The sequence below is a fragment of the Yoonia sp. genome, from assembly GCF_036007805.1.
Lineage (GTDB): Bacteria > Pseudomonadota > Alphaproteobacteria > Rhodobacterales > Rhodobacteraceae > Yoonia.
In genome coordinates this window covers 1-21307 of the sequence record NZ_DASYOK010000203.1, presented here as the reverse complement: position 1 = coordinate 21307, position 21307 = coordinate 1, and the positions used below count along the sequence as shown (strand labels likewise).

The 21307-nt window shown below is 56.7% G+C and carries 19 protein-coding genes and 3 pseudogenes; 4 read left to right on the top strand and 18 right to left on the bottom strand.

The genetic code is table 11. The annotated features are described in order from the left end of the window. The 14 genes and pseudogenes from VGP75_RS11555 to VGP75_RS11490 form a co-directional block, all read right to left on the bottom strand. Positions 1-972, bottom strand: coding sequence for a Bug family tripartite tricarboxylate transporter substrate binding protein (locus VGP75_RS11555; RefSeq protein ID WP_327543805.1), 972 nt, complete (start codon positions 970-972; stop codon positions 1-3). 125 nt (positions 973-1097) lie between these two features. After that, a complete protein-coding gene (locus tag VGP75_RS11550) occupies positions 1098-1949 on the bottom strand; it encodes a universal stress protein (protein ID WP_327543804.1) in 852 nt (283 codons plus the stop codon). Between the two features lie 328 nt (positions 1950-2277). Beyond that, positions 2278-2427 (bottom strand): annotated as a pseudogene (locus VGP75_RS11545) (IS6 family transposase); the annotation flags it as partial. Positions 2428-2576: 149 nt separating this feature from the next. Beyond that, on the bottom strand, positions 2577-3692 hold the full coding sequence (locus VGP75_RS11540) for an alanine racemase (protein ID WP_327543803.1): 1116 nt from the start codon (positions 3690-3692) through the stop codon (positions 2577-2579). Continuing rightward, on the bottom strand, positions 3689-4846 hold the full coding sequence (locus VGP75_RS11535) for an amidohydrolase (protein WP_327543802.1): 1158 nt from the start codon (positions 4844-4846) through the stop codon (positions 3689-3691). Before VGP75_RS11535 ends, VGP75_RS11540 begins: the two co-directional genes overlap by 4 nt. A gap of 10 nt (positions 4847-4856) precedes the next feature. Next, the gene (locus VGP75_RS11530; RefSeq protein ID WP_327543801.1) at positions 4857-6032 is read right to left on the bottom strand and encodes a thiolase family protein; all 1176 of its coding nucleotides are present in this window, start codon (positions 6030-6032) and stop codon (positions 4857-4859) included. 10 nt (positions 6033-6042) lie between these two features. Next, complete coding sequence (locus tag VGP75_RS11525; RefSeq protein ID WP_327543800.1) at positions 6043-7335, bottom strand: ArgE/DapE family deacylase; 1293 nt, start codon at positions 7333-7335, stop codon at positions 6043-6045. Between the two features lie 8 nt (positions 7336-7343). Beyond that, on the bottom strand, positions 7344-7997 hold the full coding sequence (locus VGP75_RS11520; RefSeq protein ID WP_414727802.1) for a 3-oxoacid CoA-transferase subunit B: 654 nt from the start codon (positions 7995-7997) through the stop codon (positions 7344-7346). Beyond that, complete coding sequence (locus tag VGP75_RS11515; RefSeq protein ID WP_327543799.1) at positions 7984-8676, bottom strand: CoA transferase subunit A; 693 nt, start codon at positions 8674-8676, stop codon at positions 7984-7986. Before VGP75_RS11515 ends, VGP75_RS11520 begins: the two co-directional genes overlap by 14 nt. Then, positions 8673-10025, bottom strand: a complete 1353-nt coding sequence (locus VGP75_RS11510; protein WP_327543798.1) for an aminotransferase family protein — start codon at positions 10023-10025, stop codon at positions 8673-8675. Before VGP75_RS11510 ends, VGP75_RS11515 begins: the two co-directional genes overlap by 4 nt. Continuing rightward, the gene (locus tag VGP75_RS11505; protein WP_327543797.1) at positions 10022-10792 is read right to left on the bottom strand and encodes an amino acid ABC transporter ATP-binding protein; all 771 of its coding nucleotides are present in this window, start codon (positions 10790-10792) and stop codon (positions 10022-10024) included. The genes VGP75_RS11510 and VGP75_RS11505 overlap by 4 nt, the downstream gene beginning before the upstream one ends. A 16-nt stretch (positions 10793-10808) precedes the next feature. After that, positions 10809-11465: an amino acid ABC transporter permease gene (locus VGP75_RS11500; protein WP_327543796.1), complete on the bottom strand. Its 657-nt coding sequence runs from the start codon at positions 11463-11465 to the stop codon at positions 10809-10811. 18 nt (positions 11466-11483) lie between these two features. Next, positions 11484-12131: an amino acid ABC transporter permease gene (locus tag VGP75_RS11495; protein ID WP_327543795.1), complete on the bottom strand. Its 648-nt coding sequence runs from the start codon at positions 12129-12131 to the stop codon at positions 11484-11486. 143 nt (positions 12132-12274) lie between these two features. Then, the gene (locus VGP75_RS11490; RefSeq protein WP_327543794.1) at positions 12275-13051 is read right to left on the bottom strand and encodes a transporter substrate-binding domain-containing protein; all 777 of its coding nucleotides are present in this window, start codon (positions 13049-13051) and stop codon (positions 12275-12277) included. 141 nt (positions 13052-13192) lie between these two features. Between VGP75_RS11490 and VGP75_RS11485 the strand changes: the two genes are divergently transcribed. Beyond that, on the top strand, positions 13193-14152 hold the full coding sequence (locus VGP75_RS11485) for a LysR family transcriptional regulator (RefSeq protein WP_327543793.1): 960 nt from the start codon (positions 13193-13195) through the stop codon (positions 14150-14152). Positions 14153-14887: 735 nt separating this feature from the next. On the opposite strand, the gene VGP75_RS11480 is transcribed toward VGP75_RS11485, so the two are convergent. Together VGP75_RS11480 and VGP75_RS11475 are read right to left on the bottom strand one after the other, a co-directional pair. After that, on the bottom strand, positions 14888-15136 hold the full coding sequence (locus VGP75_RS11480) for a hypothetical protein (protein WP_327543792.1): 249 nt from the start codon (positions 15134-15136) through the stop codon (positions 14888-14890). A 44-nt stretch (positions 15137-15180) separates the two neighbouring features. Continuing rightward, complete coding sequence (locus VGP75_RS11475) at positions 15181-17031, bottom strand: Na/Pi cotransporter family protein (protein WP_327543791.1); 1851 nt, start codon at positions 17029-17031, stop codon at positions 15181-15183. Between the two features lie 239 nt (positions 17032-17270). Here VGP75_RS11475 and VGP75_RS11470 point away from each other — a divergent pair, with 239 nt between their 5' ends. From VGP75_RS11470 to VGP75_RS11460, 3 genes and pseudogenes are all read left to right on the top strand, one after another. Continuing rightward, the gene (locus VGP75_RS11470) at positions 17271-17549 is read left to right on the top strand and encodes a hypothetical protein (RefSeq protein WP_327543790.1); all 279 of its coding nucleotides are present in this window, start codon (positions 17271-17273) and stop codon (positions 17547-17549) included. A 28-nt stretch (positions 17550-17577) separates the two neighbouring features. Further along, positions 17578-17886: pseudogene (locus VGP75_RS20635) on the top strand (inorganic phosphate transporter); the annotation flags it as partial. Between the two features lie 671 nt (positions 17887-18557). Continuing rightward, positions 18558-20405, top strand: a complete 1848-nt coding sequence (locus tag VGP75_RS11460; protein WP_327543789.1) for an SLC13 family permease — start codon at positions 18558-18560, stop codon at positions 20403-20405. Positions 20406-20474: 69 nt separating this feature from the next. Here VGP75_RS11460 and VGP75_RS11455 read toward each other — a convergent pair. Further along, positions 20475-20567 (bottom strand): annotated as a pseudogene (locus VGP75_RS11455) (IS6 family transposase); the annotation flags it as partial. A 473-nt stretch (positions 20568-21040) separates the two neighbouring features. Then, positions 21041-21307: DDE-type integrase/transposase/recombinase (locus VGP75_RS11450; protein ID WP_327543788.1), on the bottom strand; the 267-nt coding region annotated here is incomplete at its 5' end.

Genomic DNA, 21307 nt, shown 5'->3' with positions numbered 1-21307 from the left:
TTAGCCGTCAATTTCGGACAAAAGCTGACGATGGTTTGCAACCTGCGTTGTCCAGTAAGCACGGGTTTCTGCCTCATCCATCGGGAGCGGCGACATGCTTTCCGAGACAAGGTAGTCCTGCCAGGCGTCGCTTGCGTAGACCTGACCGAATATCTCGCGGTAATAGGCCGCAGCTTCGTCTGACATGCCGGGCGCGCCGACAATGGCCCGCTGGTTGAAGTAAGAGAAGTCATGGCCCATTTCCTTGATCGTCGGCACGTCAGGGTAGGCATCCATACGTGTGTCGGAGAACGATAGAATTGGCACAAAATCGCCTGCTTCATAGAAGCCCTTGGCTTCGGAAGGGTTGTTCACAGTTGCCATGATCTGCTGACCGGCAAGATCTTTGGCCACGGCGCCACCACCATCATAGGGAATGTACTTGATGTCGAGGTCATAGACGCCGGACATATAGGCGATGACGATCGAGTCTTCCTGACCGACACCGGTGCCGCCCATGACATACTCTCCATCCATCTCACGGACTTTCGCGAGAAATCCGTCAAAGTCTGTAATGCCGGAATCCTTGTGTACCCAAAGCAGGAAAGGATCGACGCCCATCATCGTAATCGGCGTGAAGGTTTCGATATCAATGCCCAGCGCCTCTTGGCGGATCGGCGTTGTGTAGAATGAGTTCAGCGTCACCATAAGCGTATGGTCGGGATCACGTGCATCATTGAGGTGTAGCAACGCCTCTGCGCCGGAACCGCCACCACGGTTCGTCGGGATCAGAGGGCGGTTTGTCATATCGTTTGCTTCGACAACGGATTGTACGAAGCGTGCGATCTGGTCTGCGCCGCCTCCGGGGCCCGCCATGATCGTGAAATCAATCGGGCGGGTCGGCTGCCAGTCCTGCGCAAGAGCCGAAAGGGGAATCGTTGCAAGGGTGCCACCTACGGCCAGCCCCAGAAAAAGCCTTTTCGTTAATTTCATTGTATGTTCCTCCATGTAGGGTCCGATCTTTCGGACGTTCAGTTTGCGCTTGCTGCGCGTTTTTTTATTTCGCTTGGGGGGTATAGTCCCGCCGTCTTGGGCCGTAGCGCGGCCCAGGATTGTTTTCAGTGGGCCATCAGGATGGGCATGTCTGTTTTGTCCACGATGCGTTCGGTGTTGCCGCCAAAAAGCATCTCGGTTTCATGACTGTGGCTATAGGCCCCGATGACCAGCAGGCTGGCGCCGATGTTTTTGCTGGTCTTGAGCAGTTCTGTCGCTGCGTCTTTCCCCTCAAAACCTACGATCTCGGCTGAGATGCCGCGTAGTGCGTAGTAATCCACCAATTCGTCCACGCTCGGGCCATGCGACTGGACCTTGCCGCCCGTCAGGATACTGACCTTTTGGGCCGCGTTAACAATGTCGAGAGAGGAGGCGACGGCGCGTGCTGCGGGCAGCGACCCATTCCAGCCAACCGCCACGTGCTTGGCAAAGGTTTCGTCAGGCTGAAGTTGCCCCGGACAAATCAGGACAGGCCGTCCCGCGCCGTAAAGTGCGGCTTTCAGAGAGCTTTGGCCAAGGTTTCGTTCACGCTGGGGTTTTGGCAGAACGATAAGATCTGATAGCCGGCCAGCATGCTTGACGACATCGGCCATACGCCCCTGTTCTTCGGTAAAGGTGCAGACGACAGAGCCCTCTGCCTCGGCGTTTTCGCTCAGCCCAAATTCACGCGCCAAGCGGTGCAAAATACCGCGCAGATGGTCTTCCTGCCGGTTGGCAAGCTCAACGGCCTGCTCCATCATGACCTTGCGTGCGAAGTCATTCAGAGGAATGCCCGTGGGCATCAGATCTTTGGCCTGCGCACGGCAGTGCACGACATTGACCTGTGCTTGGTGTTGCTTGGCAAGCTCGGCTGCATGCGCAAGTACGGTTGCCACCATGCCATCACCACGTACGGGAACCAGGATGGACTTTATCATCACCAAGAACCGCCTTTGCCTTCTTGCGCTGTCAAAACGCGCCACATTCGTAGAGCGAGTTCCAGCACCAAGGTGCAGCCTTTCGCTGTCTAGGTTGTATTGAGTGCGCAACTTTATTTCGTCAAGTATTTTTATTTTGAAACTTAGTTTCTGTCACATTTTTTTGAGGTTTTATAAGCCTTTGTAAACCATTTGTTTTTCAGTACTCTGAGGTATACAGCCTTATTTGAGGGCGAAATGCCGCTTTTTTGGACGCAACGCAGAAACGAGAGCAACGTATGGCGCGCACGAATCGTGTCAGACTGCGCACGAGCGCTCACGATAACCGCACCGTTTTATGACTGACTTCGATCCTGCGTTCGCGCAGCAAGTCCTCTACTTTCCGTAGCGAAAGCGGAAAACGGACGTAGAGCATCACAGCGAGGCGGATGATTGCAGGTGACGTTTTGAAGTAGCGAAATGTAGAGCGTTTTGTCATCCAATGGCTAGGGGCGTATACCGCCCGCCTCAAGCGGGCTTGGTGCTGAAAGTGCCCTGGGGTCTGCTTTCAGCACCAAGCTGTCATTGTTGAGTGCTTGCGGAACGGCTTGGTGAGTTAGGTAAGATATGAGCCAAGTGGCGGGGTGCTTAGCGAAAAATGCGCTCGTTGCGCATGCCCCAATCCGCATAAAGATCGGCCATGATTGTGCGAAATTGCTGTTCGGTTTTGACGAGCGACGCCTTAGCGTCAGCTATGCCTCCAAACACCTTGGCCTCGTCCCCGGCTTGGACACCCTTAACATCGGTGATGTCGACAACGAGCGTATTCATAGAGGTTTTGCCCATGACTGGTGCAAGCTGATTGCCTAGAACGACAGCCGCATCGGGGTCTCGCGACCGGCGAAACCCATTTGCATAGCCGATCGACAGGCAAGCCAGTCTTCGGTCTGCGTTCAGCAGACAGGCTTTATCATAGCCGACCGATGCGCCCTTTGGGTAATCCCCAACGCTGACCACCCGCGCCTTCAAATCCATCGTGGTCTGAAACCCCAACTCTGGTTTCAATATCCCGTAGAGGATCGCACCACACCGGTACATGTCAGTCTCAACTGGTTCGTCCGACACCAACGTCAGTGAACTGCCAGCATGAACCAGAATATCTGACCGTTCCAGCGTACTGTTCTCGATGATCCGCGAGACCTGTTTCTGGAAAAGGTCCGCGCTGGCACGCAGATTATCAGGGGTGTTGCAGGGAAAATGGGTGCAAATGCCTATGATGTCCTTGCCCAGCAAATCGAGGATCGCTTGGCAGGTTTCCCAACCCTTATCTGTTGAAATTTCAAGTCCGTCGCGCGACATGCCCAAGGCATTCAAGGCCAGATGGGCGCGTACGTTATGGCCTGCTACTTTGAGCGCCTTCAACTTTTCAGCGATTGCAAGAGAGCTGACTTGTTCTTCTATCTGAGCGTCCAGCGCGTTGGCGATTTCGTCAGGTGTGGCGGCGCGCAGACGGATTAGGGTGCCCTCGTATCCTGCGTCGCGCACGGCCCGGGCCTCGGTATTTGACGTAATGCCAATACAGTCGACCCCCTGCGCCTGCATCACGGGCACAACCTGTTTGATCCCATGGCCATAGGCATCGGCCTTGAGCACCGCGCAGAGCCTGCGGCCAGAGGGAACAAGCCCGAGCGTCAGCTTTAGATTGCGGGAAATTCGATCGAGATGGATTTCGCACCATGACCCAAGATAATTATCGACGGTCATGATCGGGGTGGGCCTAGTAGCCTTTCGACAATCCCACAGAACTGGTCGATAACGACAGGGAGCAAAGCATCGGGGAAATCATAGTCGGGGTTGTGCAACTGGGGCTGCGTTTCCCCGGATCCGATGTAAAGCATCGTAGCCTTGGGCCCGTCATCCCCGATCCGTCCAAAATCCTCGGACCAGCGCATTGGCAACGCCATGTCGTTGATCGCATGCCCCAGGTCCAAAGCCACGTTGCGTGCAATTGCCGTTGCGTCAGCGTCGTTCACTACGGAGGGAAATATATCATGCCACTGGACATCCACCTTCAGTACACCCTTGTTGCGGTCCACCTCTGCCAGCGCGTCGGCGATCAAGGTGTCCATACGCGCGTTTGACATGGTGCGCAGGGTCACGCGTAACTCGCCCTCTGCCGGTGCAATGCCAAAGGTTGGCTCGCCCAAATAGGCGTGCGTCAGCGTGGATAGTGCGAAATCATCATCCCCGATCTGCCCACTTCCCAACGCCGGTAAAGAGGTCATCAGTGCGGCCATCGCAGTGGCGGGTGACAACCCGTCTTCGGGGGCGGCCGCATGAGAGCTTTTGCCTTCGAAGCTGATCTGCATGCCGCGTGATGCGCAATTGCCGGGCCCGGACCGCAGGCCGATTTCGCCCAATGGGCGACCGGGCACATTGTGGTAGGCAAAGGCATAATCGGGACGGATTTCCGCCCATCTGTCATCTTCGATAACGGCCTTTGCCCCCGCGCCGGTTTCCTCGGCGGGTTGAAATAACAAGATTACGCGGCCTGATGCAGGCCGTGTCGCCAACTGCATGGCGACGCCCAGCATGGACACCATATGACCATCATGGCCGCAAAGGTGTCCCTTGCCATCATTCATGGATTTGTACGGCAGGTCGGACAGTTCGCGGATTGGCAACCCATCAAGTTCGCAGCGCAGCAGCACAGTTGGACCCGGTGCTGTGCCTTTGAACTCGGCCGCGACACCGTTTCCACCCAGATCACGCCAGATGCGGTCAGCCCCAAGTGCTTCCAACTCGGCGCTAATGCGCTGGGCTGTGGCGCTTTCCTCCCCCGAAATCTCGGGGGTGCGATGCAGTTCGTGCCGCAGGGCCGTCAGCTGCACAAGATGTTGCGGAGTGAGCGTTTGCATGGTGATAACCTCAGAATACTTCGAATAGGCCAGCTGCGCCTTGGCCGCCCCCAACGCACATGGATACGACACCCCATTTTACGCCCTGGCGGCGCCCTTCAAGCAGTATGTGCCCCGCCATGCGTGCCCCGGACATGCCATAGGGGTGTCCAATGGAAATAGCGCCACCATTTACGTTCAGCCGATCATCAGGGATCGACAAAGCATCGCGGCAATAAAGAAGTTGGGCCGCAAATGCCTCGTTGATTTCCCATAGATCAATGTCGTCTACCGTCAGACCAGCGCGCGCCAACAGACGCGGGATGGCGACAACAGGACCAATACCCATTTCCTCGGGCGCGACCCCGGCCACGGCAAAGCCCCGTAGCGCGCCAAGTGGTGCAAGCCCACGACGATGGGCCTCGGCGGCTTCCATGACGACCAAGGCAGCGGCGCCATCAGATAATTGGCTGGCATTGCCTGCGGTGACAGTTTTGCCTTCGCCTTGCACGGCGGCGAGGCTGGCCAGCCCCTCGGCTGTGGTGCCGGGGCGGTTGCACTCGTCCTGCTCAAGGCGCACCGGATCTTCGCGGGTCTCTTTCGTACCCTTATCCGTGACAAGCTTGACGGCCTCAACCGGTACGATTTCGTCCGCGAAGAGACCCGCCTCCTGCGCTTTGGCCGTGCGCATCTGGCTTTGCAGCGCATAGGCATCCTGTGCCGTGCGGGTGACGCCATAGCGTTCGGCGACCACCTCGGCCGTGTCGAGCATACCAAGGTAATAAGCGTCGTGCACTGTAGGGTCGCGGTAGCGGTAGCTGTTCCAATGGGCATTCTGCACCAGTGAAATGCTGTCCACGCCACCGGCCAGCGCCACGTCTACACCTTCACAACGCACCATGTGGGATGCGATCGCAATCGCGTTGAGGCCCGAGGCACATTGACGGTCAACTGTTGCCCCGGCCATGCTGTCGGGCAGGGCGGCGGCCTGAACGATGTGGCGCGCGACGTTGATACCAGCGGAACCCTGCGTCAGGGCCGAGCCGAAAATGGCTTCCTCCACCTCGCCGCCGCTTAATCCGGCGCGGGCCAAAGCCGCCTTGACTGCAGGGGCAGCAAGACTGGGAACCTCCAGATTGTTGAACGCCCCGCGGTAGGCCTTGCCAATCGGCGTGCGGGCGGTTGAAACAATGACAGCTTCGCGCATGAAATGGCCCCTATATCTCTTCTGTGCCGCACCAATCGGCGATGAATAGTGCGGTTGCCTTGGTGATGCGACGCATGCTTTCCAGATCAACACGTTCGTTGAACCCGTGGATTGCTTCCGCACGCGGGCCATAGACCAATGCGGGCGTGTCCGCATAAAGTCCGAAAAAGCGGGCATCGGTGGTGGCTGTGATGGCCTCGCGCTGCAAGGCCTCTCCGCTGACGCTTTGGTGCGCGTTGTCCAGCGCCGCAATGGCTGAGGTCGCGTTTGCAGAACTATCGCGCGAGAGCGCGTAACCTTCTGCGTGAAATCCGTGGTAGACGATTTCAGGCAGTGAATTCCGTAGGAACGCGTTTTCGCGCGCCGCATCCATGATCACCTGTTCGATTTCGGCTTTGGCGGACTCGATTGACTGCCCCGGGAAGATCGCCATGCGGACATCGAACACGCTCCACGCAGGTACCGAACTTGTCCAGTCACCCCCCTGGAACTTGCCGATATTGAGGTTCAGCGCATGGTCCATATGCCCGTATTCGTCAGGCCGGTTTTCCGACGCGTTCCAGCGATGCTCCATTTCGTGCAAAGCATGAATCAGTGGAAAGGCCGCCTCGATGGCATTTGCACCGGTCCCGGCATAGGCGACGTGGGTCGGCAGCCCCTTGAGATGGACCTGAAACCAGATGACACCGAGCTGTGCCATGACGAGGTGTTCCGAAAACGGCTCAGGGATCAGCGCTGCATCGGCGGTGTAGCCGCGCGCCAGACAGGCCAGTGCGCCATTGCCGGTGCATTCTTCCTCGACCACGGATTGGAAATAGACATCACCACCCGGAGCAAGCCCGCAAGTGGCCAGCGCATCAAGCGCAAAGAGGTTCGAGGTCAGACCAGCCTTCATATCCCCGCCGCCGCGCCCATAAAGCCAGCCATCTGCGACCCGCGGTTCAAACGGCGGGCTGTCCCACATGTCCAGCGGTCCGGCTGGAACGACATCAATATGGCCATTCAGGATCAGCGAACGGCCCTGTTGCGATTTGGGGCGATGGATACCAACAACATTCACCGCATCCTCATACGGACCCAGCACTGGCGAAAAACCGGGCAAATGCTGGATTTCAGCAATATCGATTTGCCAGCGGTCAATCTCATAGCCCCGCGCGGCCAGTTCAACGGCCATGAACGCCTGCGCGGATTGCTCGTTCCCGCGCGTTGAGGGATGCGCCGTCAGTGCGGACAGAAAGGCAATCTGTCGATCAAACTCTTGATCGACAGCATCACACAGGCGGGTTTTTAGGTCATCTTGCATGGAACTTCTCAGAATGTCGGCAGGCGTGTATCAGGCACTATCAAGGGCGCATCAGTTGCCGCGACCACGTCGGCGGTGCTGACACCGTCTGCGGTTTCAACAAGGACAAAACCGCCTGCCGTGACGTCGATCACGGCCATGTCGGTAAAGATCCGTGATACGCATGCGCGGGCCGTCAGCGGCAGTGAACAGGTCTGCTTCAGCTTGGCGTTTCCAGCGCGGTCGGTATGTGTGGTCAGAACCACAACCCGCCGCGCTTTCTGCGCAAGCTCGATCCCGCCGCCAACACCGGGGCTGAATTTGCCGGGGATTTTCCAATTGGCCAGATCGCCCGCAGCGCTTACCTCGAACGCGCCTAGCATTGTTAGGTCCAGGCGACCGGACCGGACGATGGCAAAGCTGGTGGCGCTGTCAAAAAAGGCCGAACCCGGGATCGTTGATACATAGGCGCCGCCCGCGTCGATCAGGTTCCGATCAGCCTTTTCAGGGGGCAGGGTCGGACCGATACCTGTCAGGCCGTTTTCGGTATGCAAGCACACGGGGAAATCTGCCGGCAGATGGTTGACCACCTTTGTCGGCAGCCCAATCCCCAGATTGACCACCATGCCGGGTGTAATTTCCCGCGCGGCGCGGCCCACCATGCGTTCTCTAACGTCGGACAACGGCATATTCCTTTGATAGTTCACCGAGTGCTGTGACGTGGTCGACAAAGACGCCAGGCGTGTGGACATCGTCCGCCCTAAGCCCACCCAGTGGCAGGACAGTCTCGGCTTCGGCAATGACGCATTTGGCGGCCATTGCCATCAGTGGGTTAAAGTTCCGCGCAGTCGCGACATAGGCCAGATTGCCAAAACTGTCGGCGCGATCAGCATGGATCAGGGCGACATCGGCGCGTAGGGCTGGCTCGACCACATAGTCTTTGCCTGCCATTGCGACGACCTGTTTGCCGTCGGCCAATTCTGTCCCGATCCCGATATCGCTGAGAATAGCGCCGATGCCCGCGCCACCGGCCCGGATGCGTTCGGCTAGAATACCTTGCGCATTGAATTCGACTGCCAGCTTGCCGCCATTCATCAAGGCAATCGCATTGCTGTTCAGACCAAGATGCGTTGTGATCAGGCGCGTGACCTGCCCGCTTTGCAAAAGGTGATCTATGCCCATGCCGGGTTCGTTCGCGTCGTTCTTGATCAGGGTCAAGTTGCGGGCTCCGTGGGCGACCAGAGCATGGATCAGCGTCATGGGCGTGCCCGGAACGCCGAACCCACCGACCATAACTGTGTCGCCGTCCTTGATTTCGGCAATCGCAGTGGCGATGGCGCATTGCTTGTCAGGAAGTTTCATGCCGCTGTCTCCACCGACAAACCAACTTCGTCGGCAAAGGCATCCAAGGCATCGCGCAGGATCACCATCATTTCTTTGATCTGCTCTTGGGTGATGATCAGCGGTGGTGCCACAAGGAAATGGTCACCTTCCTTTCCGCCCCTTGTGCGCCGCGAATAGATGATCAAGCCGCGGGCATAGGCCAGCTCGACAAGCCGGTCATATGCGTTCAGCTTTGGATCGAGTGGTGCCATAGTGTGGCGGTCCGCGACAAACTCGAACGCCGTCAAGAGCCCCTTGCCGCGCACATCGCCGATGAAAGGGTAGCGGTCCATCAATGCGCGCAATTCGCCCATCAACACGTCGCCCATGCGCGCCGCGTTCTCGATCAGCCCCTGATCTTCCATCTCTTCCAGCACGGCCAGCCCCGCGGAACAAGCCAAGGGATTGCCCGCATAGGTGAACCCATGCAGGAAACCGCCTGCATCCAGAACCGGCTCAACCAAACGGGCGCCGGCAATGATCGCACCAAGAGGCGCGTAGCCCGCACCAAAACCCTTGGACATGGCGACGATGTCGGGCGTAACGCCCCAGTGTTCTGCGGCAAGGAATTTGCCTGTCCGGCCCGCGCCGGTCATGACCTCGTCATAAATCAGCAGCACGCCATATTCGTCACAGATTTCACGCACGCGGCCGTAGTAACTGTCGGGTGCCACCAGTGCCCCGGTTGAGGCACCGCCGACAGGCTCCATCACGAAGGCCAGAACAGTCTGTGGTCCCAATTCCTCAATTTTGTCGCGCAGAAGCTCTGCATATTTCAGCCCACGTTCTTCCTCGGTCAGGTTGTCGCGATCAAGATAGGTGGCAGGTGTGGCAATCTTTGGCATGCCCTGCATCATCGGGGCAAAAGGATCACGCAAGGGAGCATAGCCCGTCAGGTCCAGCGCGCCGAATGTGCAACCATGATAAGATGGAAAGCGCGAAATAACCCTGTAGCGTTCCGACTGTCCCTGTGTCAGCGCATATTGGCGGGCCAGTTTTACAGCACTCTCCACCGCTTCGGACCCGCCCGAGACAAAGAATACGCGGTCCAAACCTTCAGGTGTCATCGCCACGGTCTTGGCGGCCAGATCTTCGGACGGATGGGTGCGGAAATGCAGACGATAGCCGAAGGTGGCCTTGTCCATCTGCGCCTTCATCTTGGCCAGAACGCGTGGATTGGAATGACCGATGTTTGAGACCATCGCCCCGGAAGAGCCGTCGATATACCGTTTGCCATCTTCATCGAAAAGATAGATGCCCTCGCCGTGATCAAGAAAGGGACGCGGATTGCGCGACTGATAGAACAGATATGAGATTTCGTCTGTCATTTGGCACCTGCAAGATGTTTGCGTAGGAATTCACGGGTTCTTTCTTGGGTCGGGTTCCTGAACACCACCTCCGGCGGGCCTTCTTCGACAACAACGCCTTTATCCATGAACAAAACCCGATCACAGACCGACGCTGCAAAGTCCATTTCATGGGTGACGATGATCATGGTCATGTGCTCTTCGGCCAGCTTTTTCATGACCTGGTTCACTTCGTCCACCAATTCGGGATCGAGCGCCGAGGTTGCCTCGTCAAATAACATCAGTTTGGGCTTCATTGCCAAAGCGCGGGCAATCGCGACGCGCTGTTTCTGACCTCCCGAAAGCCGCGACGGATAATAGTCGATCCGCTCCAGCATACCGACTTTGTCAAGCTGCTCGACGGCCAGCGCGTCGGCTTCTTCCTTGGACAGGCCCTTGAGCATCTTCGGCGCCATCGTGACGTTTTCGCGGGCTGTCATGTGGGGGAACAGGTTAAAGTGCTGAAACACCATGCCGATCTGCTGGCGCATTTCGTTGATGTGTTTCTCGTACTGCCGGTGTGGCAAGGTCTTGTTCACTTGCACCCCGTCCAGAATGATTTCGCCACCGGTCAGCGGATCAAGATCATTGATCGCGCGCAACAACGTGGACTTACCAGATCCGGACGGCCCGATGATCGCGACAATCTGCCCGCGCTCCACGTTCAGGCTGATATCTTTGAGGACCTCGAGCGTGCCAAAGGCTTTCTGGGCGTGTCGGATTTCGACAAAGTGTTTCTGATCGGTCATGTTGAGCCCCTCAAGATCAGCGCGAAATGGAAATGCGGCGTTCGATTTTCCGCAGTACCCATTCCATGCCAAGGTTGATGACATAGTAGAAAGCTGCGGCCACAAGATAGAATTCGAATGGGCGATAGGTTCTGCCAATCACACGCTGCGCCGACAGGGTCAGCTCGCTCACGCCGATGACCGACACGAGCGCGCTGTCCTTGAGAAGCGCGATCATGTTGTTGCCAATTGGCGGGATCACAGCCCGCACTGCTTGTGGGATCACCACTTTGCGCAGCGCCTGACTGCGGCTCAGCCCCACAGTGCGAGCAGCCTCCATCTGGCCCTTGTCTACCGACAGGATCGCCGTCTGGATCAACTCGGAGTTATAGACAGCGAAGTGTAGACCCAAGCCGATGATCCCTGCTATGAACGCTGGCAAGTCGATCCCGATCTGGACCAGCCCGAAATAGATCAGGAACAGTTGCAAGAGCAGCGGTGTGCTCATGAACACCCACGCGATCAGGCGGAAGGGCTGCCGGATGATCCAAGGGGCATAGAGCGCGATCACAGCAAACACGATGCCGCCAAAAAAGCTCAGAATAGCAGCAGCGACTGTGATGCCGATTGTCCACGCGCAGCCCAGCAGAATGATATCGAGGTATTGAGGAACAACCGAGAAATCGAGGCCCATGTTCTCTATCCTTCCGGGTCAGTTGATCTGAACTTTGCGGTCCAGCCAGGCAACGCCCCGACCGGTCACATAGATGATGATCATGTAAAGAATCCCTGCCAGCAGGAACATTTCGAACGGCTTGTAGGTTGATCCGATATAACGCTGTGCGGTGTAGGTCAGTTCGATGACCGAGATCGCGGCCACCAATGCAGTCGCCTTGATCAACATATTCAGGTTCACGCCAAGCGGGCGCACCATCAGCCGCGCGGCTTGTGGCAAGATGATCTTATACATTGCTTGCCACTGGCTCAGGCCAAGTGTGCGGGCCGCTTCACGCTGGCCCTTGTCGATCGAAATGATCGCGCCACGAATTGTTTCTGTCATGTAGGCTCCGGCGTTGATCCCCAAACCGATCACACCTGCCTCGAACGCGTCCAGCTGGATCCCTATCTGTGGGCCGCCAAAGTAAAGAATGAACAATTGGATCAACGCCGGTGTGCCGCGAAAAACGCTGACATAGGCAGCGCCCAGAAAGCGTATGAGAGCAAATCGCGACAGTCGCGCTGCTGCACCAAGCGCCCCGCACGTCAACCCGAGGATCGCCGTGAGAACCGACAGCAAGATGGTGACCCAGGCTGCCTCGATAAAGAACGGATAGACCCTGAGCATCAGGTCGATGTCCATGTCATGCCCCTTTGATTGATCTTGCGAAAACGGGCGCATCGCCCAAGCCAATCAGTGGCCTCTATCAATTGCAGAGGTCGCGCATAGGCCCAAATAAGAAAGCAATACCTCCGCCACGAAAGGTGGCGAAGGTAGGTTTGAGTTTAGCGGATATCCGCGCCAATCCATTCTTCGGCAAGCTGAAGGTAGGTGCCGTCTTCCATCATGGAATCCAGTGCCGCCTGCATTTCTGCGGCCAGCTCAGGGTTCCCTTCGCGAATAGCAATGCCAGCGCCGAAAGGCTCGGTGGTCGGGTCAGCGAACATCTCGAATTCCTGTCCCTTCGCGGACATCGCCAAAATCGCGGCGATGGAATCGTTCACGATGGCATCGACACGGCCGTTTTCCAGCTCAAGCAGAAGTTCAGGCAGGCCTTTGTAGGTGTTGATGTCGTAACCCCGTTCGCGCGCCCAATCCTCGTGTGTCTCGCCCAAGGTCAAGCCCACGCGCTTGCCTTCCAAATCCTCAAGGCTGCTGATGCCCGAACCGGGGTTGGTAAAGATGGCGCGCTTGTCCGAATAGTAGGGACCGACAAAGTCAACAACTTCGTCACGTTCGTCTGTAATTGTCATAGAGCCAACGATTGCGTCATATTTGTTGGCCAACAGGCCACCAATGATCCCGTCCCAAGCTGTTGTGACGATCTCGGCCTCCATGCCCATACGGCGGGCAATCTCGGCGCCAACGGAAGGGTCGAACCCGACAACTTCGTTTTGATCATTGACGAAGTTGAAGGGCGGGTAGGCGCCCGACATCGCAATGCGGATGACGCCTTTGTCTTTGAGGGTTTCCAGTTCGTCTGCGGCAGCAGCATTCAGCCCTGCGACAGCAAAGCCCGCCGCAACAATGGCCGACTTCAAGAGCGTACGGCGTAAGGTCATTTTCTTCTCCATGTTGGTTTATTCGATACAGGTATTTCACCCGCGGAAATCGGCGGATTGCACCCGCTCTGAAGAAAAGACTTGCATGTCATCCGTCATTGGGCAAATAGATATTCAACATCATCAATATAGATGAAATCTATGACATTGCCGCATCGCAGCCGTTTTCCCTGGAACCTTGACTGGAACCTGCTTCGCACTTTCATGGTTGTTGTGGAGCAGCGCGGCATATCGAAAGCGGCGATCTTCCTTGGCCTGAAGCAGCCGACAATATCTTCAGCCCTCCAACGTCTGGAACACGCTGTCGGCAAGACACTCGTGATCCGCAAACCGAACATATTCACGGTCACCCACGCAGGTCAGGTTCTCTATGCGGAATGCGCTAGGATTTTCGGGACAGTGTCTCAGCTTCCGACCATCCTGAATGAAGACAATACCGAGCTGCGGGGACACTTGTCTGTCGCAATCACCAGTTCCGTGGTCTCCGAGCACTTTGATGATTTTCTCAATCGTTTTTCCACGGCCCATCCGGGTGTCAGCTATTCGTTCGCTGTCAATGAAAGTGACGAGGTTGAGAGGATGGTCACCCTAAACCAGTCAAGTTTCGGGATTTGCCTCCTGTCGCGCACCCCGGAGAAGCTGAAGACTATGGTTCTCTATAAAGAGTATTTCGGGCTATTTTGCGGAGCACGGCACCGCCTCTTTAGGGTAGAGAACATTAGCGAAGAAGATCTGGAAGGCGAGCCCTTCGTTGCCTTTCAAACCGAGGCTGAAGGTGGGCCGCTACAGACTATTTCTATTTTGCGATCGCGCTTGAACCTGTCGCGCAACTGGCGTGGTGTCTCATCCAGTCTGAATGAAATACGACGGTTGATCATGGCGAACGTGGGGATTGGTGCTTTGCCCCTTCATGTGGCCCGGCAGGACGTTGCTGCGGGACATATACGCCAGTTGCCGCCCTACGCGGATCTGCCGGAAGTCAGTATTTATCTTATTAGCAATCCGGCCCGACGGTATTCCGAGGCAGAGTTGGCCTTCCTTTCTATGATCGAAACAGAGATCTCAGGCATTGATATTGCGGAAAGAACCTATGGGAAATAGCGACTTCTGAATTCCAAGATCTGGCTTGCTACGCCTGAGAGCACGGGTCAATCTGGCGTGGCATGTCAATTTCCGGAATGGCACGACGCTTTCTAAATGGTCTTCATTTGGTAGCCAATTTCAACGCGAAATCACCATTATATCGCCTATTGAAAAGGGCATTTTCATTTGCACCAACGCAGCTTCCTTCAGTTTACAAAGAAAGTCTGCTTCCTGCCCAATGCTGCCGCTTGCGCGCGATGCAGCATCGGCCACTCTGCGCTCACTTCTGCCATCGGTTACGGCGCAGCATCGACGCGATCTAGGTTGCCCCGCGCTTCAAGTACGGCCTATTGCGGTCGCTCGGAAAGATAGATGACCGGCGCTTCAGCGCAGCTTGGCCAGACCGGCTATTCGTTGACCATGCAGCATCATCGGAGGGTGAAGGTAGGCAGAGCGGGATGAAACTGCCATTAGGAATTCTGACCATAGCGTCTGCTTTCGGCCTAAACTAGCACATCGCGAAAGACAGCCATTTCGCGACACGGCTTCCTTTGAAAGAACCTTGGTAGAGGGCGCACCATCTTGAGCGTCTCCGAGGCAGTAGTGCCTGAAAACGCCGCCAATTCGAGACGGGCTAAAATCGCTCATAGCCAAATGGTAGCAGGTGATGGTTTTTAAAGATGCCATTGTGCCTGGAATAGCTTGCTGCGTTCGTATTTGGTCGAAAACCTTGGCGCGCAGCCTTGGGGCCGCTTAGGTCAACTCCTCTAGCAACCATTCTGCGCGCTGGATATGGGTCTGCGCGATTCCGAGCTTCCCTTCCAGTCGAGCCCTATTATCCGCTGATGTCGCTGCGGCAATCTCAATCTCCAGTTCGGTCGATTTCGCGCGCAACTTCTGCAAGACCGCTTCCACATGGCTAGGCTTGATCTTGCTCGCCTTGCCGCTTTTGAGACGTGCGTTGTAGTCCTCCACTTTCGCAGCAAGCTTTTTCAGGCCCATGTCTCTACTCCAATTTGTCTCGGCGGTATTACTCTGGACGTGTTTCATGACGGTCTCGTGACGGTCTTTTCGGACACATGATAGCCTCTCTTGTTCCGGGGTTCAGCCATCGCTTCGTCGAGTTCTTCTTCGTCAAGCGACAGCAGGCTTTCCAATTCAGCCATCGCGCTGTCGCGTTCAATATAATACCTGCGCGCAACTTTGATCAGGTCGCGCATGGCGCCGTAAGCGTATCCAGAGTCATTCATAAAGGATGTCGCTGCGACCGCGCTCAGTTCCCCATTGCGGATCAACGTATCAACGCGTTTGGATGTCGACCGCGCGTCCTCTTCGATCCGGGCGCGTTCCTGATCAAGCCAAAGCGCACTGCGATCCTCAGGGGCGAACATACCAAGTTTGCGAACCTCTATCACGATCTGGGCGATTTCAGTGCGCAGGCCGTCATAGAGTTCCGTCACGACCCCTTGGGGGCGGACCGTGTAGCGCAAGATATTCTTGCGCAGGTGCTTAACTGACTTAACTGCTTGCACGATGTCGGCTGCAACATCGCGCATGGCATAAACACGGTCCGCAATCTCTGGATCAAGCCGCTTGTCACCAGCGCGTGTCGTAAATTCCACGATGGCCGCATAAAGCGTTTTCACATGGCGTTCATAGCCCTCACCTATGTCAAGTTCGACTGGACGACGGCTTTTCCGAACCAAGGCTGCGACGTCATTCGTTGAAAATACCTGTTCGCAGTGCAGGTTGAGCCCGTGCAGGATCAGTTCTGTTGCATTCTCGTAGAGATGAAGCACCTCCTTGCGCAGCGCGATCTCAAGGGTTTGCGGGAATTCGTCAATCGCCTCATTCAAGTAACGTGGGCGGCTGACATCTGGAACAGGTTCCGTGATCCGGCGTTCGAGGAAGGCGATGAGCCGGGTCAGGAAGGGCAGCATCAGCGCCACACCGAGAACGTTAAAGATCGTGTGGAACACCGCAAGCTTCATTGCGTAGTCGCCCGGGGCGATCCCCACGGCATCACTGATCCAGTCAACTGAATCGCGCAATGGTGCGATCAAGACGAGTGCGACAATCGCGGTAGCCATGTTGAAAATGAGATGTGCCAGCGCAAGGCGCTTGCCCTGAAAATTCGCCCCAAACGCGCTGATGATGGCGGTAATCGTTGTGCCTATGTTCGCGCCGATGGCTGATGCCAGCGCGTTCTCATAGCTGACCTGACCGGCGGCCAATGCGGTAAGGATCAGGACCATAGTGGCATGACTTGATTGCAGGATAACCGTCGCAGTGGTTCCGATCAGGGAATAGACGAACAGACCAAGTAATCCCGTCAGCGCAAAGTGCGTCAGGTCAATCTCGTCCCTGAAGGCGTCGAACCCTTCTTTCATGTGGTGGATACCGAGAAAGAGAAATCCTAGCCCCGCCAACGCATAGCCAATGCCCCGCAGGCGCTTTGACTTCTGGAACACCAGAATGATGCTGAGTGCAATCATCGGCATTGCGTAGGCCGCAATGTTGATCTTTAACCCAAGGCCTGCGACCAACCATGCACCTGTCGTCGTCCCGATATTCGCACCAAAGATGATCCCAACTCCACCAATGAGCGGGATCAGCCCGGCGCTCAGAAATGATATGGTAATGACAGAGACCAGCGAACTGGATTGCAAAAGCGTGGTCGAAATTATCCCAAACGAGATCGCACGGGGTGTCGAACTTGTCGCCCGCTCCAAAAGCCTTTCCAAAGCGCCGCCACTAAATAGCTTGAACCCATCCTCCAGCATCAGCATGCCAAAAAGAAAGATAGCGACGCCGGCCGCGATTTCCTGCACGTCAGAGCTGAACCAGAACGCCAGCAGCAACGCGCCGATAACGATCGGAAGATAAAAACGCGTCATTCTGGCGAACCTGCCTGAACAGTCACCCAAATTCTAGGTCCTGACCTGGGCTGGCAATACTCAGCTGATCCTGTCTGATCCGTCTTTCCCGGCACTGGGCGCATTCCCTGCTAGGTGTTGTAATTTCAAAACATACCTATGCGCATATGTGCTGTCATTGACATGGCTCATAGAGCCTTTCGTTTGTCCTGTGATGGTCGGTTCATGAATATTCGCACCGACCGGGGGGGAACCGTGCCTTGTTGAGAACCGAAAAAGTCGAAAATGCTGCCCAGCCAAACCGCGATGAGCTGGTTCGTTTTGGGACCGCCTTGCCCTTCATTCTGGGCATCATGCTGTTCACCATCGTTCGGACAGATGAGGGCACTGACGGGACGCTGCTGGTCGCTGCTGCGATGATTGGCGGATACATGGCGATGAACATTGGCGCCAACCATGTGGCTAATAATGTTGGACCCGCTGTCGGATCAAATGCCATCACGCTGACCGGAGCGATCTTCATCGCAGCCTTTTTTTGACGCGAGTGGCGCATTAGTCGCCGGTGGGGATGTTGTTGGCCCCCTTGCTGGGATCAACGAGGCGATTATCCAAGGCGGCATTTCCGCAAGCGCCGGAATTCCAATTTGGGTCATGGCAGTCGGGGCGACCGGTCTTGCGTTGGGGCTAGCGCTTGATGGACCGAAACTGATCCGAACCGTTGGTAGCGAGATGACTGAACTCGACAAGATACGCGCTTTTTGCATTGCCATGGCTGCGGCGATTACCGTCATTATCGTATCGCAGTTGGGCTCGCCGGTCAGTTCAACGCATATTGCTGTGGGGGGTGTGTTTGGTGTCGGCTTCCTGCGCGAATATATCAAATCAAGCTATGCGAAAATGCTCGCTGATATACAGGACCATCACGCTGACAGTGACGCGGTTGCGGTCGAAAAATCCTTGGCAGAATTCGAAAATGCAGATGTCGCCACCAAGGGGGTCATTTTGCGCGTCATGAAGGCCCAAGTCGTCACAGACCGTCTGCTTGGGAAACAGGAAAGACGCGGTCTGCGGCGTGTTCATCGTGTTGAACTGGTGAAACGCAACCTCCTGCTACGCATCGCAGCGGCCTTTGCAGCAATGTTCTTTTTTATGATCCGAGGAATAATGCTACCTTGAGAATGCCGTAGATCCTCCGAGACAACTTCTGATGTTCCTGCATCATGCAGCATTATTCATGATTCAATTTGGGCCCACTGCCGTCATTCTCCGCCGCGTAGCGTCACCGGGCCAAGCGTGGTCTTGATCGTCACTTTCGGCCCATCTTCTGCCGTTCAGTATCGGTGGGATGCTGAAAAGGTATTCACCAAACCAGCCGTTTACGCTGATCTCGCTGGGCGCGTATTACGCTGCCATTCGCGGGTTGATGAACGAACCGCGCGACTAATCGCTACCAAAAACGAGGAAAAGGGTTGCCAGTCTGGCGCCCCTTTTCGCGATCTGGCGCATCGGATATGCAGACCACGTGACCCCCTGCAGGACTTGTCCCAATGACCACGCCACAACTTCTGATCTTCGCTATTCTGGCGGCCACGATGGGATTATTCCTCTGGGGGCGGTTTCGGCATGATATCGTGGCGTTGCTTGCGCTCATGGCCTGTGTGGTGGCCGGGCTGGTTCCCGCAGCCGAGGCGTTTGCAGGTTTCGGGCATCCGGCGGTGATTACCGTGGCCTGTGTGCTGGTCCTGAGCCAAGGGCTGCAAAACACGGGCGCGGTGGACTGGCTGGCGCGGTCTGTCCTGCCGGCTGAGGCCGGGCGCCTGACCAGCATGGCCGCGTTGATGGGCTTGGGCGCGCTGTTGTCGGGATTCATGAACAATGTTGGTGCGATGGCGCTCTTGATGCCAGTCGCGGTGCAATTGTCGGGGCGGTTGGACATGACGCCGGGACAGGTGCTGATGCCGCTGGCTTTTGGCACCATTCTGGGCGGCATGACCACGCTGATCGGCACGCCGCCGAACCTGATCGTGTCGGGCTTTCGGGATGAAGCCGGTCTGGGCCATTTCGGCATGTTTGATTTTGCACCCGTGGGTGTGGCAGTGGCGCTGGCCGGGGTTGCCTTCGTGGCGCTGATTGGCTGGCGTCTTGTGCCTGCGCGCAAGGCGTCTGGCACAGACAGGTTCGAGACCGGCGCATACCTGACAGAAGTGCGCGTACCAGAGGGCAGCAAGGCCATCGGCCTTACCCTGCGGGGGTTCGAAAACGAGATACGGGACAGCGATGCGCAGATCTTCGCTCTGGTGCGCAACCAGGTGCGGATGACCGCGCCCCATGGCGGGCGGCGCATCCGCGAAGGCGACATTCTCGTGATAAAGGCCGACGTGGACACGCTGGCCAAGGCGATGTCGGTCTTTGGCATCAAGCTGGAGGCGCAAGTGTCATTCTCGACCGAGAAGGAACAGGCGGAATCTGCAAAAAACAAGAAAAATGACAGCACAACAAAGGACGATAACGCCGATGATAACGACAGCGCGCGCGACGAAGATATCATGCTGCGTGAACTGGCGGTGCTGCCCGGCTCCAGCATTGTCGGGCGCTCGGCCGATGACCTGCGCTTGCGCACTCGCTACGGGCTGATCCTGCTGGCCGTGTCGCGCGAGGGCAGCTCCCCCAAAGCGCGGCTACGCACGCTCAAGCTGAAATCGGGCGACCTGTTGCTGATGCAGGGCCCGGCCGAGGTCATGGCCGATTTCATCAACGACACCGGCTGCGTGCCTCTGGGCGAGCGCGACTTGCGCATCCCCGATAAACGCATGGCGTTTATTGCAGGCTTTATCATGCTGGGATCGGTCGGCATTGTGACGACCGGACTGCTGCCTGCGGCGGCGGCTTTCACGCTGGGCGTCATCGCCTCTATGCTGATGCGCACCGTGCCGCCAAGGCAGGTATATACCGCCATCGACTGGCCGGTGATCGTTCTGCTTGCGGCCCTGATCCCGGTCGCAGGGGCCATGCAGGCGACAGGTGCCGCCGATGTGATGGCGCGGTTCCTGGTGGAAACCATCGCACAGGGCAATGCCATCGCGGCGCTGGCGGTGGTACTTGTCACCACGATGTTCCTGTCCGACGTGATGAACAACGCCGCCACCGCCGCCGTGCTGTGCCCAATTGCCATTGGCATCGCGGCGGCCCTTGGCGTCAATCCCGACAGCTTTCTGATGGCGGTGGCGATCGGGGCGTCCTGCGCCTTCCTGACCCCCATCGGGCATCAGAATAACACACTGATCCTTGGCCCAGGCGGCTTCGGCTTTGGCGATTACTGGAAACTCGGCCTGCCGCTCGAGGTCGTGGTGATCGCGATCAGTATTCCGCTGCTCTTGATCGTCTGGCCGCTGTAATGCCGGGCACAGTCGGTTGGGTTCTTCAGGATTAATGATTGACTGATTTTCAATTCACGCTGACAGGGGTAGTGTTAGACCAATTCGAACATAGAGCATCACGGCCAGGCGGATGATCTCAGGTGACGTTTTGAAGTAGCGAAAGGGAGAGTGTTTTGTCATCAAAAGAGGCTAGGGCGGTGTGCTGCCCGCCTCAGCGGGTTTTGGTTTGACAGTGCCGGTCGGCGGGTTGGCAATCTGTATTCAGGTGGCAAATTCTTTCTATGCCGCCACTGCTACAAACTAGGCTACTCCAGTCAGTCAGAGGCCCGTCACTACCGCCTGTTGCGCCGTGCAAACAAGCTGCGCATGGCACTGGGCGGTAAACCCGGCACGGCGTCATTTATCGCGCCAAAACCCCAGCGGATCGAAGGCGCGTCCGCTAGCAGGGCTTGTACACAGAAACAAATAGGACTTCCCCGATATCACCTGACCAAGGCGCGGAGCATTAATTTCCCGACAAGCGTTTTTCTGATGTGGGGCTTTATGTGGGGTAAACAGCATGCATTGCCATAAAATGCAATGACCTCAAAGTTAAATGGCGGTGCTGTCAGACCAATTCGAACCAGTCTCAGTTTGCCGCAGCGGGCGTGAACTTATGCGGAACAAAGCTGGCGCCACTCGGTAAGTGCGGCGGTTCGGTTGAGCTTGAAATTGTCGCGTGAGTAAAGGTGGCGTTCTTGATTGAAATGGTTGTGGACGGAAGAATGGACGGACGCGAATTTCTGTAGACATCGCATTTGCCTGAAACGGAGCATCGCCCGTTCTCTCCGTCGAAACGGCAGGTGTGAGTTCTCGGCGCGATTATTAAGCCAGCGACCAGTCTCTTGACGTTTGAGGTTGCCGATCTCTTTCATTGCAGC

Bases quoted from the DNA above. Each gene is read 5' to 3' on its own strand.
- VGP75_RS11555 (WP_327543805.1), bottom strand. From the start codon at position 972: ATGAAATTAACGAAAAGGCTTTTTCTGGGGCTGGCCGTAGGTGGCACC.
- VGP75_RS11550 (WP_327543804.1), bottom strand. From the start codon at position 1,949: ATGATAAAGTCCATCCTGGTTCCCGTACGTGGTGATGGCATGGTGGCA.
- VGP75_RS11540 (WP_327543803.1), bottom strand. From the start codon at position 3,692: ATGACCGTCGATAATTATCTTGGGTCATGGTGCGAAATCCATCTCGAT.
- VGP75_RS11535 (WP_327543802.1), bottom strand. From the start codon at position 4,846: ATGCAAACGCTCACTCCGCAACATCTTGTGCAGCTGACGGCCCTGCGG.
- VGP75_RS11530 (WP_327543801.1), bottom strand. From the start codon at position 6,032: ATGCGCGAAGCTGTCATTGTTTCAACCGCCCGCACGCCGATTGGCAAG.
- VGP75_RS11525 (WP_327543800.1), bottom strand. From the start codon at position 7,335: ATGCAAGATGACCTAAAAACCCGCCTGTGTGATGCTGTCGATCAAGAG.
- VGP75_RS11515 (WP_327543799.1), bottom strand. From the start codon at position 8,676: ATGAAACTTCCTGACAAGCAATGCGCCATCGCCACTGCGATTGCCGAA.
- VGP75_RS11510 (WP_327543798.1), bottom strand. From the start codon at position 10,025: ATGACAGACGAAATCTCATATCTGTTCTATCAGTCGCGCAATCCGCGT.
- VGP75_RS11505 (WP_327543797.1), bottom strand. From the start codon at position 10,792: ATGACCGATCAGAAACACTTTGTCGAAATCCGACACGCCCAGAAAGCC.
- VGP75_RS11500 (WP_327543796.1), bottom strand. From the start codon at position 11,465: ATGGGCCTCGATTTCTCGGTTGTTCCTCAATACCTCGATATCATTCTG.
- VGP75_RS11495 (WP_327543795.1), bottom strand. From the start codon at position 12,131: ATGGACATCGACCTGATGCTCAGGGTCTATCCGTTCTTTATCGAGGCA.
- VGP75_RS11490 (WP_327543794.1), bottom strand. From the start codon at position 13,051: ATGACCTTACGCCGTACGCTCTTGAAGTCGGCCATTGTTGCGGCGGGC.
- VGP75_RS11485 (WP_327543793.1), top strand. From the start codon at position 13,193: ATGACATTGCCGCATCGCAGCCGTTTTCCCTGGAACCTTGACTGGAAC.
- VGP75_RS11480 (WP_327543792.1), bottom strand. From the start codon at position 15,136: ATGGGCCTGAAAAAGCTTGCTGCGAAAGTGGAGGACTACAACGCACGT.
- VGP75_RS11475 (WP_327543791.1), bottom strand. From the start codon at position 17,031: ATGACGCGTTTTTATCTTCCGATCGTTATCGGCGCGTTGCTGCTGGCG.
- VGP75_RS11460 (WP_327543789.1), top strand. From the start codon at position 18,558: ATGACCACGCCACAACTTCTGATCTTCGCTATTCTGGCGGCCACGATG.